Genomic DNA, 15,573 nt, shown 5'->3' with positions numbered 1-15,573 from the left:
AAAGCACCATGACCAGCGCCTCTACCATAGCCCAACGGCTGCCGCTCGAGATGCTCTATCAGTGGGAACAACAGTGCCCGGATCGAGTCTATCTTCGTCAGACCATCAATCGTCAGTATCAAGATTTCAGCTGGGCCAGGGTCGCCGACGAGGCGCGCCGTCTGGTGACAGCCCTGCGCGCCCTGGGGTTTGAGCCCGGGGACAAGATAGCCCTGCTCTCCAAGAACTGCGCCCAGTGGTTCATCGCCGATCTGGCGCTGCAGATGGGGCAATATGTGAGCGTCCCCATCTATCCCACCGCCAACATAGACACCATTGAGTATGTGCTGCGCCACAGCGAGGCCAAGGCGGTATTCGTCGGCAAACTCGATGACTGGCATAGCCAGGAAGCGGGTCTGCCCGCGGAGCTGCCCCGCATCGCCATGCCCTATGACACCATGCCGGCCCAGCACCAGTGGGATGCCCTGCTGGCCAGCCACGAACCGGCCCGGGATCTGGCCCCGCAACGGGGCGAGGATCTGCTCAGCCTGGTCTACACCTCCGGCAGCACCGGCAAGCCGAAGGGAGCCATGCTCAGCGTCGAGCGTTACGCCTGGTCTTGCGAGAAGCTGGTCGAGGCCGTGGGGCTGCGGGAGGCCGATCGCGGCTTCTCCTACCTGCCGCTCGCCCACATCACCGAGCGGGTCTACATCTATGGTGGCAGCCTGTTTAGCGGCGCCGAGATAAGCTTCCCCGAATCCCTGGATACCTTTATCGAGGACGTCAAACGCTGCCGTCCTACCGTATTTATCTCTGTGCCCCGGCTCTGGGCCATGTTCCGCATCAAGATCCACGAAAAACTGCCCCAGAAGAAGCTGGCCCTGCTGCTCAAGATCCCCTTTGTCAGCACGCTTATCAAACGCAAGCTGCAACAGGGTCTGGGGCTGGATCAGGCACGGGTGCTGGGCTGCGGCTCAGCCCCGGTGGCTCCGGCGCTGCTCGCCTGGTATCACAGCATCGGCCTCAATATCACCGAGGCCTGGGGCATGACGGAGAACCATGCTTACGCCACCCTCAACTACCCCTTCCGGGCCGACAAGATAGGCACGGTCGGCAAGGCGGGGCCCGGGGTGCGCATCCAGATCTCGCCGGAGGGGGAGATCCTCTGCCGCTGCGAGGGCATGATGCTGGGCTACTACAAGGATCCGGAACACAGCAGCGAAGCCATCGATACCGAAGGCTGGCTGCGCACCGGAGACATGGGCAAGCTCGACAGCGAAGGCTATCTCACCATCACGGGGCGGATGAAGGATGTGTTCAAGACCGCCAAGGGCAAGTATGTGGCCCCTGTGCCCATCGAGGGGCTGCTCGGTCAGGAGTCCATCATCGAGCAGCTGTGCGTGATCGGTTATGGCATGCCGCAGCCCATCGCCCTGGTGCAGCTCTCGGAGCAGGCCATGAAGGGGAACAGTGCCCAGATAGATGCCGAGCTGGAGGCCGCCCGTCAGCGGGTCAACGACAAGCTCGAATCCCATGCCAGGCTGCGGGGCATCTTGGTGGTCAAGGCCCCCTGGAATATCGAGAACGGCGTGCTGACCCCGACCATGAAGATCCGTCGTCATCTGCTCGAGCAAAAATATGCCGAGCTCGGGGATCAATGGCCCAAGGATCGCAACATAGTGCGCGAGAGTTGAGGCCAGTGGGTGATTGGCCGTTCACATCATGAAGAGAACAAGGGGGAGCTGAGGCTCCCCCTTGTGGTGATGGCTGTCCCGGCGTCAGAGTGTCGGCTTGCGATGGCTGAGCTTGAACACCAGCAAGAAGAACAGTGGAATGAAGAAGATCGCCAGCAGGGTGGCGCTGAGCATGCCGCCCAGCACCGAGGTGCCGATGGCGTGACGGGCATTGGCCCCGGCGCCACTGCTGAGCACCAGGGGCAAGACCCCGAGCATGAAGGCGAGGGAGGTCATGATGATGGGCCTGAGCCGCTGGCGGCAGGCGGTCATGGTCGCCTCGAGCAAGTCCATGCCTCGTTCGTGCAGCTCCTTGGCGAACTCGACGATGAGGATGGCATTCTTGGCGGTGAGCCCCATGGTGGTGAGCAGGCCCACCTGGAAGTAGACGTCGTTCTCCAGGCCCCGCAGACTGGTGGCCAGCACGGCGCCCAGCACCCCGAGCGGCACGGCCAGGATCACCGAGAGCGGCACGCTCCAGCTCTCATAGAGCGCCGCCAGGCAGAGGAAGACGATCAGGATGGAGATGCCATAGAGCATGGGCGCCTGGTTGCCAGCCTGGCGCTCCTGGTAGGACATGCCGGTCCAGCTGATGCTGACCCCGTGGGGCAGGGTGCTGGCCATCCGCTCGATGGCGGCCATGGCTTCCCCCGTGCTGTGCCCCGGGGCCGCCTCACCGACTATCTCAACGGCAGGGTTGCCGTTATAGCGCGCCAGCTGCGGCGCCCCATAACCCCAATGGGTGCTGCTGAAGGCGTTGAAAGGCACCATGTCCCCCTTGGTGTTGCGCACGAACCACTTGTCGAGATCCTGGGCTGACATCCGATCGGGGGCATCCGCCTGCAGATAGACCTTCTTGGTGCGACCATGGTCGACGAACTGGTTGACGTAGGAGGAGCCCCAGGCGATGGAGAGGGTGCGGTTGATCTCATCGACGTTCAGCCCCAGGGCCATCGCTTTCTCGTAGTCGATGTCGATGAAGAACTGGGCGTTGTCATTGAGGCCGCTGGGTCGCACCTTCTGCAGAGCAGGATCCTGACTCGCGGCCTTGAGCAGCTGGTTGCGGGCGGCGATCAGCCGCTCATGCCCCAGACCGCCATTGTCTTCGAGATAGAAATCAAAGCCGGTGGCGTGGCCCAGTTCACGGATGGAGGGCGGGTTGACGGCGAACACCATGGCATCGTCAATCTTGCTGAAGGTCTTCATGGCGCGGCCTATGATGGCGTTGACATCCTGCCCCGGTTGTTGGCGTTGATCCCAGGGTTTGAGAGAGACAAAAGCCATGCCCGCATTCTGGGCGTTGCCCGAATAGCTAAAGCCGGTGATGCCGAGCACCGTTTGCACCGTCGCTTGCTCATGGGTGGCGAAATAGTGCTGCACCTTGGCCACCGTCGCCTCGGTACGCTGCTGACTGGCGCCGGCGGGGAGCTGCACCATCACCATGAAGTTGCCCTGATCCTCTTCCGGCAGGAAGGAGGAGGGGAGCAGATGGAACATCCAGCCCAGGGTGATCAGCAGTGCCACATAGAGGATCAGGCTGCGGCCCGAGCGCTGCAATATCCGGCTGACGCCCCCTTCATAGCGATGGGCGAGCCACTCGAAGCGGCGGTTGAACCAGGCGAAGAAGCCGTGCTGGTGAGGCTGGTGATCCCCCTTGAGCAGGGTGGCGCACAGGGCCGGGGTCAGAATCATCGCGGTCAGCACAGAGAGCGCCATGGCCGAGACGATGGTCAGGGAGAACTGGCGATAAATGGCGCCGGTTGACCCTTGCATGAAGGCCATGGGCACGAACACCGCCGAGAGCACCAGGGCGACGCCAATCAGGGCGCCGCTGATCTGGGTCATGGACTTGCGCGTCGCCTCCAGGGGGCTCAGCCCCTCCTCTTGCATGATGCGCTCGACGTTCTCCACCACCACGATGGCGTCATCGACCAGCAGACCGATGGCGAGCACCAGGCCGAACATGGTCAGGGTATTGATGGTGAACCCCAGGGCCGACATGATGCCGAAGGTACCCAGCAGTACCACGGGCACGGCGATGGTGGGGATCAGGGTCGCCCGCAGGTTCTGCAAGAAGAGGTACATCACCAGGAAGACCAGCACTATGGCCTCGAGCAGGGTCTTGATCACCTCCTCGATGGAGATCTTGATGAAAGGCACCGTCTCCATCGCCTTCACCATCTTGAGGCCAGGCGGGAAGCTTTGCGAGAGCGTGGCCAGCTTGGCATCGACCGCCTTCTGGGTATCCAGGGCATTGGCGCCGGTGGCCAGCTTGATGCCCATGGCCGAGGCGTTGTCCCCATCGAGACGGGCGATCTTGTCATAGCTTTCGCCGCCAAGTTCGAGGCGCGCCACATCGCTCAAGCGAACCTGGGATCCATCCTGGTTGACCTTGAGCAAGATGTTGCGAAACTGCGCCAGGCTTTCGAGGCGGTTGCGGGCGGTGATGGTGGCATTGATCATCTGGCCCTGGATGGCCGGGGTGCCGCCAATCTGCCCCACGGTCACTTCGCTGTTCTGGGCCTTGATGGCGTTGGAGATGTCCAGGGGGGTGAGCTGGTAGCTGGTCAGCTTGCTGGGATCGAGCCAGACGCGCATGGCGTATTGGGTACCGAACTGGGTGACGTCACCGACCCCTTCCAGGCGGCTGATGGGATCGAGCAGGTGGGAGCCGACATAGTCGGCGATGTCCTGGGAGTTCATGCTGCCATCGTCGGACTTGAAGGCGATGAGGCTCATAAAGCTCGAGGAGCTCTTGCGCACGCTGATCCCTTGCTGCTGCACCTCGGCGGGCAACTGGCTATTGGCCTGCTGCAAGCGGTTTTGCACCTGGACCTGGGCGATATCCGGATCCGTACCCGCCTGGAAGGTGAGGGTGACGGAGACGTTGCCGGCAGAGTCGCTGGTGGCGGACATATAGAGCAGGTGGTCGAGCCCTTTCATGTTCTGTTCGAGGATCTGGGTCACGCTGTTTTCCACGGTCGAGGCCGAGGCCCCGGGGTAGACGGCGTTCACCTGGATGGCGGGGGGGGCTATGGTCGGATATTGGGCGATGGGCAGGCCCATGATGGCAAGTACCCCGCCCAACATGACGAGGATGGCGAGCACCCAGGCGAAGACGGGTCTATCGATGAAGAAACGTGACATGACTTACCCCGCCGCCTGAGTGGAAACTGGCATGGCGGCCGTGGCCCTGACCGCCATGCCCGGACGCAGTTTGACCTGGCCGGAGACGATGACCCTCTCCCCCGCCTTGAGGCCACCTGCAATCACCCACTGATCCCCCCGACTCGCGCCCAGACTGACCTGACGCGGCTCTACCTGGTTGTTGGCATTGACCAGCAGCACTGCGCCCTTGCCACCAGGCAGCTGGGTCACGCTGGTCTGGGGTAGTAGCAGTCCGGTGCCGGGCTTGTCATCGGCAATGGTGGCACGCAGGAACATGCCCGGCAGCAGGCTCTGCTGGGGATTGGGGATGATGGCGCGTAGGGTCAGGCTGCCGGTGGACTCATTGACGCTCACATCGGCAAACGCGAGGCTGCCGCTCTGGGGATAGGATTTCCCGGTCTGGGTCTGCAGGCTGACTTTTTTCGGCGCCGCCCCCGGGCGCAAGCTATCGCTCACGTCTCCCAGGGTGTTCACCGCCTGGGTCATGTCCAGATAGATGGGATCCAGCTGCTGTATGGTGGCCAGGCTGTTGGTCTGATTGGTGGTGACCAGCGCCCCCTCGGTGACTTGAGAGATGCCGATCCGCCCCGAGATGGGGGCTCGTACCTGGGTATAGCCGAGTTGGATCTTCGCCTGTTCCAGGCTGGCCTGGTCGATACCTGTCTGCGCCTTGGCCTGCTGCCAGGTCGCTTCGGCCTGATCGAACTGTTCACGGCTGATGAGGCCGCGCTTGACGAGCGCCTGGTAGCGAACATAGGTCTTGTAGCCCACCTCGGCATCGGCCTTGCTCTTGGCCAGCTGGGCACTGGCACTGTTGAAGGCGGCTTGATAGCTGGCGGGGTCTATCTGGTAGAGGGGATCCCCCGCCTTGACGTTGGCCCCCTCTTCAAACAGACGGTGGAGGATGATGCCGGACACCTGGGGGCGGACCTCGGCGATCCGGGAGGCCGAGGTGCGTCCCGGCAGGCTGATATCCTGACTCAGGGGCTGGGGAGTCAGGGTAAGGGTCTGCACTGATATGGGGGAGGCGATGGTCTTGGCGTCGGACCCCGCTTGGCCACAGCCGCCGAGCAGGATACCGAGGGTCAGGGCGATCGCGAGACGAGAATAGGAGTGAGGGAGCATGGTGGCCTCCGGCTGAGAAAAAGAAAAAGAGAATGAGAATTGCGTCACATTAAAGCGCGGGCCAGCTTTGTGGAGATGGGAATGACTGTCAATGGCAGTTGCCGGGATCAGACAGCCTGGGTTCAGCTACGAGGGAAATATCCCGAAAAGAGCGCCGAGGGGCCGGACAGAGGGGCGGGGAGAAGAGCGCAAGAAAGGCAAGTCAGAAAGTGGGGGCAGAGGCTGCACCCTGGCCGAGGGGATTGAACAGGGGGCAGATGATGCCCCCTGTTCAAACGCGGCTTAGAACCAGAAGCCGATGATAAAGGATCCGGCCAGGGTGAGCATGACGTTGGCCACCGCGTAGGTGCCCGCATAGCCGAGCGCCGGGATCGAGCTGTTGGCCGCCTCGTTGACCACGTCCATGGCGGGGGCGCAGGTCCGGGCCCCGGTGATGGCGCCGAGCAGCAGGGCCGGGTTCATCTTGAGCACCCAGACCCCGAACAGGTAGCCCACCAGCACCGGCAAGGTGGTGACCAGCATGCCGGAGAAGAGCACCACCACCCCCACCTCGCTGAGATGATCCAGAATGCCGCCACCGGCCTTGAGGCCTGTGCTCACCATGAAGACGGCCAGGCCCAGATCCTTGGCCAGACGCAGGGCACCCGGCGGCACATAGCCGACCGTCGGGTGGTTGGCGCGCAGGTAACCCATCAGGATCCCCGCCAGCAGCAGACCGACGGCGTTGCCAAGGCCAAATTCGAGCTGACCGAATACCAGGGAGACGGAGCCTATCAGCAAGCCGAGCACGAAGAAGGTGGTGAAGGCCACCAGATCCGTGGTCTGACTGTGAATGCTGATGAAGCCAATCTTGTTGGCAAGATGCTTGACCCTGATCTTCTCGCCGCTGATCTGCAGCACATCACCCTTTTGCAGCATGATGTTGCGATCGAACGGCATCTCTATCTGGGAGCGCACCACCCGGTTCAAGAAGCAGCCTTTTTCGGTGAGATTGAGCTCCACCAGATGGCGGCCCACCACGGAATCATTCTTGACCACTATCTCTTCGGTGACGATCTGCAGATCAAGCAGGTTTCTGTCGAACACCTCCTTGCCGTTGCGATAGTTGACATCCAGCTTCTCGTGGCTCTCGGGATACCCGACCAGGGCGATCTCGTCCCCTTCCTGAATGACGGCGTCACCATCGGGGCTTGCCAGTATGCCGTTGCGGCGGATCCGCTCCACATAGCAGCCGGTGTGGGGATAGATGCCGGTCTCACGCAGGGTGCGGCCCCCTATCCAGGCGGCCAGCTCCGGGCCGACCCGGTAGGCGCGGATGATGGGCAGATAGGTCTTGCGGTTCTCATTGTCAGACAGGCCCCGTTCGCGGGCTATCTTCTGGGCCTCTGTGCTGAGATCGAGGCGGGCCAGGGCGGGCAGATAGCGCACCACCAGCATCAAGCCGACCAGCCCCACCAGATAGGTGAGCGCATAGCCGATGCCCATGTTGTCGAGCACGGGCTGCATGTCGGTGCCATGGGGCAGGTTGAGCAGGCCGCTGCGCAGGGCATCCTGGGCACCTACCAGGGCCGGGGTCGAGGTGAGCGAGCCTGCCAGTATGCCCGCCGCCATGCCGGGCCCCAGGTTGAAGAACTTGGCTAGGCCCACCGTCAACAGCAGCGCCGTGAGCAATATCACCAGGGTGAGGGTGATGTAGTGGATGCCATCGCGCAGGAAGACGCTGAAAAAATGCGGTCCCGCCTCTATGCCGACACAGAAGATGAACAGCATGAAGCCGACGTTTTCCGTGGTGGCGGAGAATTGAAACCCCATCTGACCGAACAGCAGGGCGGTGAACAGCACGCCGATGGTGTTGCCAATCTGGAAGTTGCCGACCCGCACCTTGCCAAGTAGCAGGCCGAAGGCCAGTACCACGAACAGCAGCAGGGAGTCGCTTTGGTGTAGCAGTGTCACGAAATCTATGGTCATGCCCGGACAAACCGAGAAAAAAGTGGGGCCGATATTGTGCCGCATCCCCCGCCAATAAAGAAGCGCCGGTTGGGACAAAGCTGCATATTGGGCGGCAATGCCCAGGCGACCCATCGCGCTGGGGGGAAAGGATGGGTTTTTCTGTCTGCGTGAACCGCTGTCAATTAGTGATTCATGCTGTCTGTCCCAGCAGACAACCGGATGCCCCTCGGCATTTATAGAATCCTGTGCCCCGTAAAAAATGGGGGTGATTACAGAGCAAGCTGCTGCCGGTTTGGCACGGCGCTTCCCAACATCAGGATCCTGGACTGGTGTCAAATGCACCGCTGACCCACTGCATCTGGGGTGGGGAATCCTGTATTAAAAAAGATCCTTCAGACGCCAAAAAAATCCGGTTCAAGGAGACGTGGCAAAACAGCATAAAATCGGGTTTGCCCTGGGGGGCCAAGATAAATGGGGGCTGAATGAGCCAAACCCAGGCTGGGTCTGGGCTGGCGCGACTTACCCACAGATTCTGTGGATAACCCTGTGTGTGAAAATTGAAAACAGGCCGCCAGGCCTTGCCAATACTGGGTTGCAAGGCCTGTTCAAAAAATACCGGCAAATAATTGTTTGCATAAAAATCAAATGGTTAGCAGCAACAGCACAAAGTGCTGAAGGGGGAGTGAGGGCGAATAAAGGGGAGTGCTGTCAAGCCGTGGCAGCTTGTGCATTAAATTTGGTAGCGAGGGGCACTAAAGTGGATAACTTGCACCGAGATGGTGAGGAATTGGCTCCCTCGACTGGACTTGAACCAGTGACATACGGATTAACAGTCCGCCGTTCTACCGACTGAACTACGAGGGAACATCAGGCAAGGAGGAGCACTATACAGAGGTCGCCGGACGGGGTCAACCGCCGACTGGGGGAGGAGAGCGATACCCGGTGTGGTGCAAGTCGAGGTACGACATGATGGGGGAGGAGGGTGATCCTCCCAGTGGTATGGGTCGGGGTACATGGGGGGAGGCGATACCCGGTGTGGTACAAGTCGAGGTACGACATGATGGGGGAGGAGGGTGATCCCCTCAGTGGTATGGGTCGGGGTACATGGGGGGAGGTTATACCCCCAGTGGTACAAGTCGAGGTACTACATGATGGGGAGGAGGGTGATACCCCAGCGGTATGGGTCGGGGTACATGGGGGGAGGCTATACCCGCAGTGGTACAAGTCGAGGTACACTTGCCCTTTGCCGTTTCTTGTCCGGAGTCTTCATGAGCAAGTCGTTTCAACTCGTCAGCCAGTTCTCCCCTGCGGGGGATCAGCCGGCCGCCATCAGCCAACTGCTTGAGGGGATAGAATCCGGACTCGCCCACCAGACCCTGCTTGGGGTGACCGGCTCGGGCAAGACCTTCACCATGGCGAACGTGATAGCGACCCTGAACAGACCCACCATGATACTGGCGCCCAACAAGACCCTGGCCGCCCAGCTCTATGGGGAGATGAAGGAGTTCTTCCCCGAGAACTCGGTGGAGTACTTCGTCTCCTACTACGATTACTACCAGCCGGAAGCCTATGTGCCGACCACGGACACCTTCATCGAGAAGGATGCCTCCATCAACGATCACATCGAGCAGATGAGGCTGTCGGCCACCAAGGCACTGCTGGAGCGGCGGGACGTGATCATTGTCGCCTCGGTGTCAGCCATCTATGGCCTGGGGGACCCCCAGGCCTACCTGAGCATGATGCTGCACCTCAAACTCGGCGACATCATCAACCAGCGAGACATACTGCGTCGCCTCGCCGAGCTGCAATACAGCCGCAACGACCTGGCCTTCCAGCGCGGCACCTTCCGGGTGCGGGGGGAGGTGATCGACATCTATCCGGCGGAATCGGACAAGCTGGCGCTGCGGGTCGAGCTGTTTGACGAAGAGATAGAGCGACTCTCCCTGTTTGACCCCCTGACCGGCGCCATCGAGCAGACGGTGGTGCGTCATACCATCTATCCCAAGACCCACTACGCCACCCCCCGCGAAACCATCCTCGGTGCCATCGATCACATCAAGGAGGAGCTCAAGGGGCGGCGCGAACAGCTGATCTCCCTCAACAAACTGGTGGAGGAGCAGCGCATCAGCCAGCGCACCCAGTTCGACATCGAGATGATGCAGGAGCTGGGCTACTGCTCGGGCATCGAGAACTACAGCCGCTACCTGTCGGGGCGCGCGCCGGGGGAGCCGCCGCCCACCCTGTTCGACTACCTGCCGGGGGATGGTCTGCTCATCATCGATGAGTCCCATGTGACCGTGCCGCAGATAGGCGCCATGTTCAAGGGGGACAGATCCCGCAAGGAGACCCTGGTGGAGTACGGCTTCCGCTTACCCTCTGCCCTGGACAACAGGCCGCTCAAGTTCGACGAATTTGAGGCCCTGATGCCACAGACGGTGTTTGTCTCGGCCACCCCCAGCCCCTATGAGCTGGAAAAATCCGGTGGTGATGTGGTGCAACAGGTGGTGCGCCCCACCGGCCTGCTCGATCCCGTGATTGAAGTGCGTCCGGTCGGCACCCAGGTGGACGACCTGCTCTCCGAGATCCGGCTGCGGGTGGCGGTGGACGAACGAGTGCTGGTCACCACCCTGACCAAGCGGATGGCGGAGGATCTCACCGAATACCTGGCGGATCACGACGTGCGGGTGCGCTATTTGCATTCGGACATCGAGACGGTCGAGCGGGTCGAGATCATCCGCGATCTGCGGCTCGGCAAGTTCGATGTGCTGGTGGGCATCAACTTGCTGCGCGAAGGGCTCGACATGCCGGAGGTCTCCCTGGTGGCCATACTGGATGCCGATAAAGAGGGCTTCCTGCGCTCCACCCGTTCACTGATCCAGACCATTGGCCGGGCCGCTCGCAACCTCAACGGCAGGGTCATCCTCTATGGGGATCGCATCACCAACTCCATGAAAGTAGCCATCGAGGAGACGGAGCGGCGCCGCGCCCTGCAGCATGCCCATAACCTCGAGCACGGCATCACCCCCAAGGGCCTCAACAAGGCGGTGGGGGACATGATGGACATGGGGGGCAGCCGCATCTCGGGCAAGGCTGGCAAAGGGAGTCGCAAGGCCGCCGAGCCGCAAGGGGAGTACCATGCCCGCACCACCAGCGAGATCACCAAGGAGATCAAACGCATGGAAGAGCAGATGTTCCAGCATGCCCGGGATCTGGAGTTCGAGCAGGCCGCCGCCCTGCGCGACAGCATCCAGCGACTGCGCCACGAGTTGATTGAAAGTTGAGGCCGCTGCGCGCCCTGCTCGGGATTGGGCCCAAGTTACGTCGCCTCTATCTGGGCTTTCGCCACCCGGCCACCCCGCTCTGGGCCAAGGGGTTGGCACTGCTGGTGTTCGTCTATGGCCTCAGCCCTCTCGATCTGGTGCCGGATGTCATTCCCGTGCTCGGTTGGGTGGATGATCTCACGCTCTTCATCTGGCTGATCTGGGGCTGGGAGTCCTGCTTGCCCGCCGAGGTGCGTCAGGCCATTGCCGAAAAAGCGGGGGAGAAAAAGGGGAAACAGGAGGGGGATGAGTAGCCAGGCGCCAGCCTGCGCTGCCCCAGATGTTGGCCATGGTTTGCGGCGAAATTGTGGTAAGGGAGGGGAAGGGGTAGACTCGGCCCCTCTGCCATCATCCATCCCTTAATACCGAGCCCGATCCATGGATCTTATCTTGTTCCTCGTCGACTTCATCTTGCACATAGACACCCACCTCAAGGCACTGTTTGCCGATTACGGCGTCTGGATCTATGCCATTTTGTTTCTCATCATCTTCTGCGAGACGGGGCTGGTGGTGATGCCCTTCCTGCCCGGTGACTCCCTGCTGTTCGCCGCAGGCGCCCTCACGGTAGACAGTGCTCTGGATGTGCATCTGCTCAGTGCCCTGCTGGTGCTGGCCGCCATACTCGGCGATCTCACCAACTACACCCTGGGTCGGCTGTTTGGGGAGCGGCTGTTCAGCCGCCCCGACTCACGACTGTTCCGTCAGGATTATTTGCACCAGACCCACGCCTTCTTCGACCGCCATGGTGGCAAGGCCATCATCATCGCCCGCTTTGCCCCCATAGTGCGTACCTTCGCCCCCTTCGTGGCAGGCATGGGCAAGATGAGTTATCCACGTTTCATGGCCTTTAACGCCGTGGGTGGCCTGTGCTGGGTGCTCTCTTTCGTCTATGTGGGCCACTTCTTCGGCAACCTGCCCCTGGTCAAGGAGAACTTCACCCTGCTCATCTTCGTCATCATTGGCATCTCCCTGCTGCCCATGGTGATCGCCGCCCTGCGCGCCAGGCTGGGCAAGGGGTGAGCGGTGCAGTCAGCAAGGGGTGAGGATAGGGCCGCTGCGGCCTGGGTGACTTGACCCTTCATGACATAAAAAAACCGGGCCACGTGGGCCCGGTTTTTGATGACTGCGGCGCAGCACTCACTGCCAGTTGGCGTTGCGCTTGGCTTTTTGCAGCTTCTCATAGGCTGCCAGCAGTTTCTGGTGCAGCGGGAACTGGCTGAGGGACTCATCGGCTGGCTCCAACCCGTGGAAGCGAGCCTCGCCGCTGGCATGGGCCCACGCCTGTGCCAATGCCTGTTCGCCATACATGCGGGTGAACACGGCTCTGTACTGCTCGGGCTCGCGTTCCTGGTCCAGGAACAGCTCGACGCAGCTCTTGAGGGCGCGGTAGTAGTTGGCACGTTCAGGGCTGAACACCGACTGGTTGTACTCCATGGTCCAGTTGATGAGATCCAGCGCCGTCTCCAATTCGCCTGCGGCCAGGGCCAGCATGGCCTTGAGTTCACCGATGCGCAGGGTGTGCAGGGCGGTGCCCTTGGCGGCAGCGATGCCAAGCAGCTCGCGCACCCGGGTACGCTCGTCGTGACCTTCCTCTTCCAGCTGATCGTAGAAAGCCATGTACTGCTCGGCGTCCCACGTCAGGGACGGCAGGGCCAGGATCACTTCCCGCAGGTTGGCGCCCATGTTGTTGTTGGCCAGCAGCAAGTCTTCGGCCGGGTAGATGTCGGACATGCCGGGTACCAGGATGCGGCAGGCGTAGACGTCCAGGTGCTCGTAGTCGGCGATGTAGACCGGCTGCTCCAGCTCGTGGAAGATGCCGATCAGGTGATCGAACTCCTGCTGGGAGGTGCCCCGGAAATCCCAGTCGGCGAACTCGAAGTCTGACTCCTCTTTGAACAGATCCCAGTTGATGAGACCGGAAGAGTCGATGAAGTGGGTCTCCAGATTGTGGTGATCCGCCACCTGCTCGTTATCAAAGGAGGGAGCGACGAAGACATCCAGATCCTTCAGGCCACGGCCTTGCAGCAGCTCGGTGACGGTACGCTCGAACGCGACTTCGAAGCGCGGGTGGGCACCGAAGGAGGCGAAGCTGGTGCCGTTACGCGGGTTGAGCAGCACCACGCAGATGACCGGATAGCGACCGCCCAGGGAGGCATCGAAGCTGTAGATGGGGTAGCCTTCGGCCTCAAGGGCGGCGATGGAGGCCGCAATGCCGGGGTAACGGGCGATCACCTCCGCCGGGATCTCCGGCAGACTGATGGCCTCGGCGATAATTTTGTTTTTCACGTGACGCTCGAACACCTCGGACAGCCCCTGGGTGCGGGCCTCGGTCTTGGTGTTGCCGGCGCTCATGCCGTTGGAGACATAGAGGTTGCCGATGATGTTCATCGGAATATAAACGGTCTGATGATCGGACTGGCGCTCGAACGGCAGGGCGACGATGCCGCGCTCCTCGTTGTTGGATTGCAGGTCCACCAGCATGTCGGCGGTCACTTCCCCTTCCGGGTTGTAGAAGTGACGGGTGAAGTCGTCGAGCAGACCCGCCGGGAAGTGATCGCCCTCGATGGGGAACCACTTCTCGTTGGGGTAGTGCACGAAGTCGCCATCGGCGATTTGCTGGCCCAGATAGAAGTCGGCGAAGAAGTAGTTGGTGGAGAGACGCTCGAAGTACTCGCCAAGCGCCGAGGCCAGGGCCGCCTTCTTGCTGGCCCCTTTACCGTTGGTAAAGCAAAGAGCGCACTCCTTGTCCCGGATGTGCACGGACCAGACATTGGGCACGGGGTTGAGCCAGGAGGCCTCTTCAATATCAAACCCCAGGGCCTGCAATTTGGTCTGGAAGCGCTCGATGGAGTCTTCCAGCGCCGCGTCCTTGCCGGGAATAAAAGTGTGGTCTGTCATCACGATATCCTGATTTTTATTGGCTCATGTTTGGTCGCAGATAATAGCATGAGTCGCAAGAGATGCGGCCTAGACAATGGCGCTGTCCGCGCTCTTTTCAGTGCCTGAAAGGGGAGTGGACAAGGGTGTTGCGCCTGTTGTGGCGAGCGACAAGTGCGAGCCTGCCTGACCATCATTAGAAATTCTTAATGATATTAAGAAAAAGTAGATTTCATTATGTCTGGCCGTTGCGCATCATGCTGCCACGTTTTGCCGGGTGAACAGGGCGTGATAGCGCCCATTGCTGCTGCGACAAGTTGTTCGCCTTCACTATTCCTCTATCGGCTCGGCCGTTGATCACGAATTGGGAGTCCCTATGCCATCCATGACACCGCGAGTGGGGTCTGACATCACCACGCTGGCGCCCGGCTTCAGAGCCCTCAGCATCCAGGTCGATGCGGCCGCCATCACCGATATGAGCGTGGGTGCCCAGGCATTAAAGCGGGCCTGCCAGTCCGTCGCGGCGGGAGGTGCGCCCTGGGCGCACGCTCATCTGTCGGCGTGGGCCGAGGTGTTCAGGCGGTTCGGTGCCAAACCACAACGCACCCCTTGCTCGGCAGAAGCCCTGCGAAAGAGAGTGCTGCGGGAGGGGACACTGCCTAGCATCGATCCTATCGTCGATCTCTACAACGCCATTAGCATCGAGTATGCCATTCCGGTCGGAGGGGAAAATCTGGTGGCCTATGAGGGGGTGCCCCGTCTGGTGATTGCCGATGGCAGCGAACGGTTTGACACCATGAAAGGGGGGTTGCCTGCGCAGGAAACACCCGAGCCGGGGGAGGTCGTCTGGCGGGACGACAAGGGGGTGACCTGTCGCCGCTGGAATTGGCGGCAGGGTGTCAGAACCCGACTCAGTGTGGAGTCTGAGCAGATGTGGTTCATTCTGGAGAGTCTGCCGGAGATGCCGCTGGCTGCCTTGCAGGAGGCCGGCGATCGGCTGATCGCCGGCTTGCTGGAGATGATGCCAGGGGCCCGGATAGAGAAAGCGCTGATTGGCTGCCAATCCGGGACCCAGAGGAGGGCCAGTTAGCCGATGGCCTTGAGACCCAGTATGCCGCCGATGATGAGCGCCAGGCAGAACAGTCGCGCCGCCGTGGCGGGCTCGCCAAACAGCCAGATCCCCATCAGCACTGTGCCGACTGCGCCTATGCCGGTCCAGACGGCGTAGGCGGTGCCAAGGGGCAGGTGCCTGACCGCCAGGGCCAGCAACAAGACGCTCACCCCCATGGCGGCGAGGGTCAGCAAGGTAGGAAGGGGGCGGCTGAAGCCGTCGGTGTATTTGAGGCCAATGGCCCAGGCGACCTCGAACAGACCGGCGATGAGCAGCAATATCCAGGGCATAAAAGGGGTATCCATCAGGG

The 15,573-nt window shown here is 61.3% G+C and carries 10 protein-coding genes and 1 tRNA gene; 5 read left to right on the top strand and 6 right to left on the bottom strand.

Annotated elements, in window-relative coordinates; all coding sequences use genetic code 11:
- The first annotated feature begins 8 nt into the window (after window positions 1-8).
- A complete protein-coding gene (locus BN1130_RS14700) occupies window positions 9-1,673 on the top strand; it encodes an AMP-binding protein (protein ID WP_042042873.1) in 1,665 nt (554 codons plus the stop codon).
- An 84-nt stretch (window positions 1,674-1,757) separates the two neighbouring features.
- Here BN1130_RS14700 and BN1130_RS14695 read toward each other — a convergent pair whose 3' ends face one another.
- The 4 genes from BN1130_RS14695 to BN1130_RS14680 form a co-directional block, all read right to left on the bottom strand.
- Window positions 1,758-4,859, bottom strand: coding sequence for an efflux RND transporter permease subunit (locus tag BN1130_RS14695; RefSeq protein ID WP_042042872.1), 3,102 nt, complete (start codon window positions 4,857-4,859; stop codon window positions 1,758-1,760).
- 3 nt (window positions 4,860-4,862) lie between these two features.
- Window positions 4,863-6,005 (bottom strand): efflux RND transporter periplasmic adaptor subunit, encoded by a 1,143-nt coding sequence (locus tag BN1130_RS14690; RefSeq protein ID WP_042042871.1) that lies wholly within the window; start codon window positions 6,003-6,005, stop codon window positions 4,863-4,865.
- A 282-nt stretch (window positions 6,006-6,287) separates the two neighbouring features.
- Window positions 6,288-7,973, bottom strand: coding sequence for an aspartate:alanine antiporter (locus BN1130_RS14685; protein WP_042042870.1), 1,686 nt, complete (start codon window positions 7,971-7,973; stop codon window positions 6,288-6,290).
- A 770-nt stretch (window positions 7,974-8,743) separates the two neighbouring features.
- Window positions 8,744-8,819: transfer RNA gene (locus BN1130_RS14680), tRNA-Asn, on the bottom strand.
- A gap of 404 nt (window positions 8,820-9,223) precedes the next feature.
- Between BN1130_RS14680 and uvrB the strand changes: the two genes are divergently transcribed.
- The 3 genes from uvrB (at window position 9,224) to BN1130_RS14665 (ending at window position 12,295) form a co-directional block, all read left to right on the top strand.
- Window positions 9,224-11,236: an excinuclease ABC subunit UvrB gene (gene uvrB, locus BN1130_RS14675; RefSeq protein WP_041994126.1), complete on the top strand. Its 2,013-nt coding sequence runs from the start codon at window positions 9,224-9,226 to the stop codon at window positions 11,234-11,236.
- The gene (locus tag BN1130_RS14670) at window positions 11,233-11,529 is read left to right on the top strand and encodes a YkvA family protein (protein ID WP_042042869.1); all 297 of its coding nucleotides are present in this window, start codon (window positions 11,233-11,235) and stop codon (window positions 11,527-11,529) included. The genes uvrB and BN1130_RS14670 overlap by 4 nt, the downstream gene beginning before the upstream one ends.
- Window positions 11,530-11,653: 124 nt before the next feature.
- On the top strand, window positions 11,654-12,295 hold the full coding sequence (locus BN1130_RS14665; RefSeq protein WP_042042868.1) for a DedA family protein: 642 nt from the start codon (window positions 11,654-11,656) through the stop codon (window positions 12,293-12,295).
- 117 nt (window positions 12,296-12,412) lie between these two features.
- Here BN1130_RS14665 and ycaO read toward each other — a convergent pair whose 3' ends face one another.
- Entirely contained in the window at window positions 12,413-14,173 is a 1,761-nt protein-coding gene (ycaO, locus tag BN1130_RS14660) for a 30S ribosomal protein S12 methylthiotransferase accessory factor YcaO (protein ID WP_042042867.1), read from the bottom strand.
- Between the two features lie 355 nt (window positions 14,174-14,528).
- On the opposite strand from ycaO, the gene BN1130_RS14655 reads away from it, so the two are divergent.
- Window positions 14,529-15,242, top strand: a complete 714-nt coding sequence (locus tag BN1130_RS14655; RefSeq protein WP_042042866.1) for a B3/B4 domain-containing protein — start codon at window positions 14,529-14,531, stop codon at window positions 15,240-15,242.
- Here BN1130_RS14655 and sugE read toward each other — a convergent pair.
- Window positions 15,239-15,553 carry a quaternary ammonium compound efflux SMR transporter SugE gene (gene sugE, locus BN1130_RS14650; protein WP_042042865.1) on the bottom strand — a complete coding sequence of 105 codons (315 nt, stop codon included), beginning with the start codon at window positions 15,551-15,553 and terminating at the stop codon, window positions 15,239-15,241. The two genes, BN1130_RS14655 and sugE, sit on opposite strands and share 4 nt — an antisense overlap.
- Window positions 15,554-15,573: the final 20 nt, after the last annotated feature.

The sequence above is a fragment of the Aeromonas rivuli genome, assembly GCF_000820045.1.
Taxonomy (GTDB): Bacteria; Pseudomonadota; Gammaproteobacteria; order Enterobacterales; family Aeromonadaceae; genus Aeromonas; species Aeromonas rivuli.
The sequence above is the reverse complement of the archived record's forward strand: the minus strand, read 5'-3'. Positions and strand labels throughout refer to the sequence as shown.

Bases quoted from the DNA above. Each gene is read 5' to 3' on its own strand.
- BN1130_RS14700 (WP_042042873.1), top strand. From the start codon at position 9: ATGACCAGCGCCTCTACCATAGCCCAACGGCTGCCGCTCGAGATGCTC.
- BN1130_RS14695 (WP_042042872.1), bottom strand. From the start codon at position 4,859: ATGTCACGTTTCTTCATCGATAGACCCGTCTTCGCCTGGGTGCTCGCC.
- BN1130_RS14690 (WP_042042871.1), bottom strand. From the start codon at position 6,005: ATGCTCCCTCACTCCTATTCTCGTCTCGCGATCGCCCTGACCCTCGGT.
- BN1130_RS14685 (WP_042042870.1), bottom strand. From the start codon at position 7,973: ATGACCATAGATTTCGTGACACTGCTACACCAAAGCGACTCCCTGCTG.
- uvrB (WP_041994126.1), top strand. From the start codon at position 9,224: ATGAGCAAGTCGTTTCAACTCGTCAGCCAGTTCTCCCCTGCGGGGGAT.
- BN1130_RS14665 (WP_042042868.1), top strand. From the start codon at position 11,654: ATGGATCTTATCTTGTTCCTCGTCGACTTCATCTTGCACATAGACACC.
- ycaO (WP_042042867.1), bottom strand. From the start codon at position 14,173: ATGACAGACCACACTTTTATTCCCGGCAAGGACGCGGCGCTGGAAGAC.
- BN1130_RS14655 (WP_042042866.1), top strand. From the start codon at position 14,529: ATGCCATCCATGACACCGCGAGTGGGGTCTGACATCACCACGCTGGCG.
- sugE (WP_042042865.1), bottom strand. From the start codon at position 15,553: ATGCCCTGGATATTGCTGCTCATCGCCGGTCTGTTCGAGGTCGCCTGG.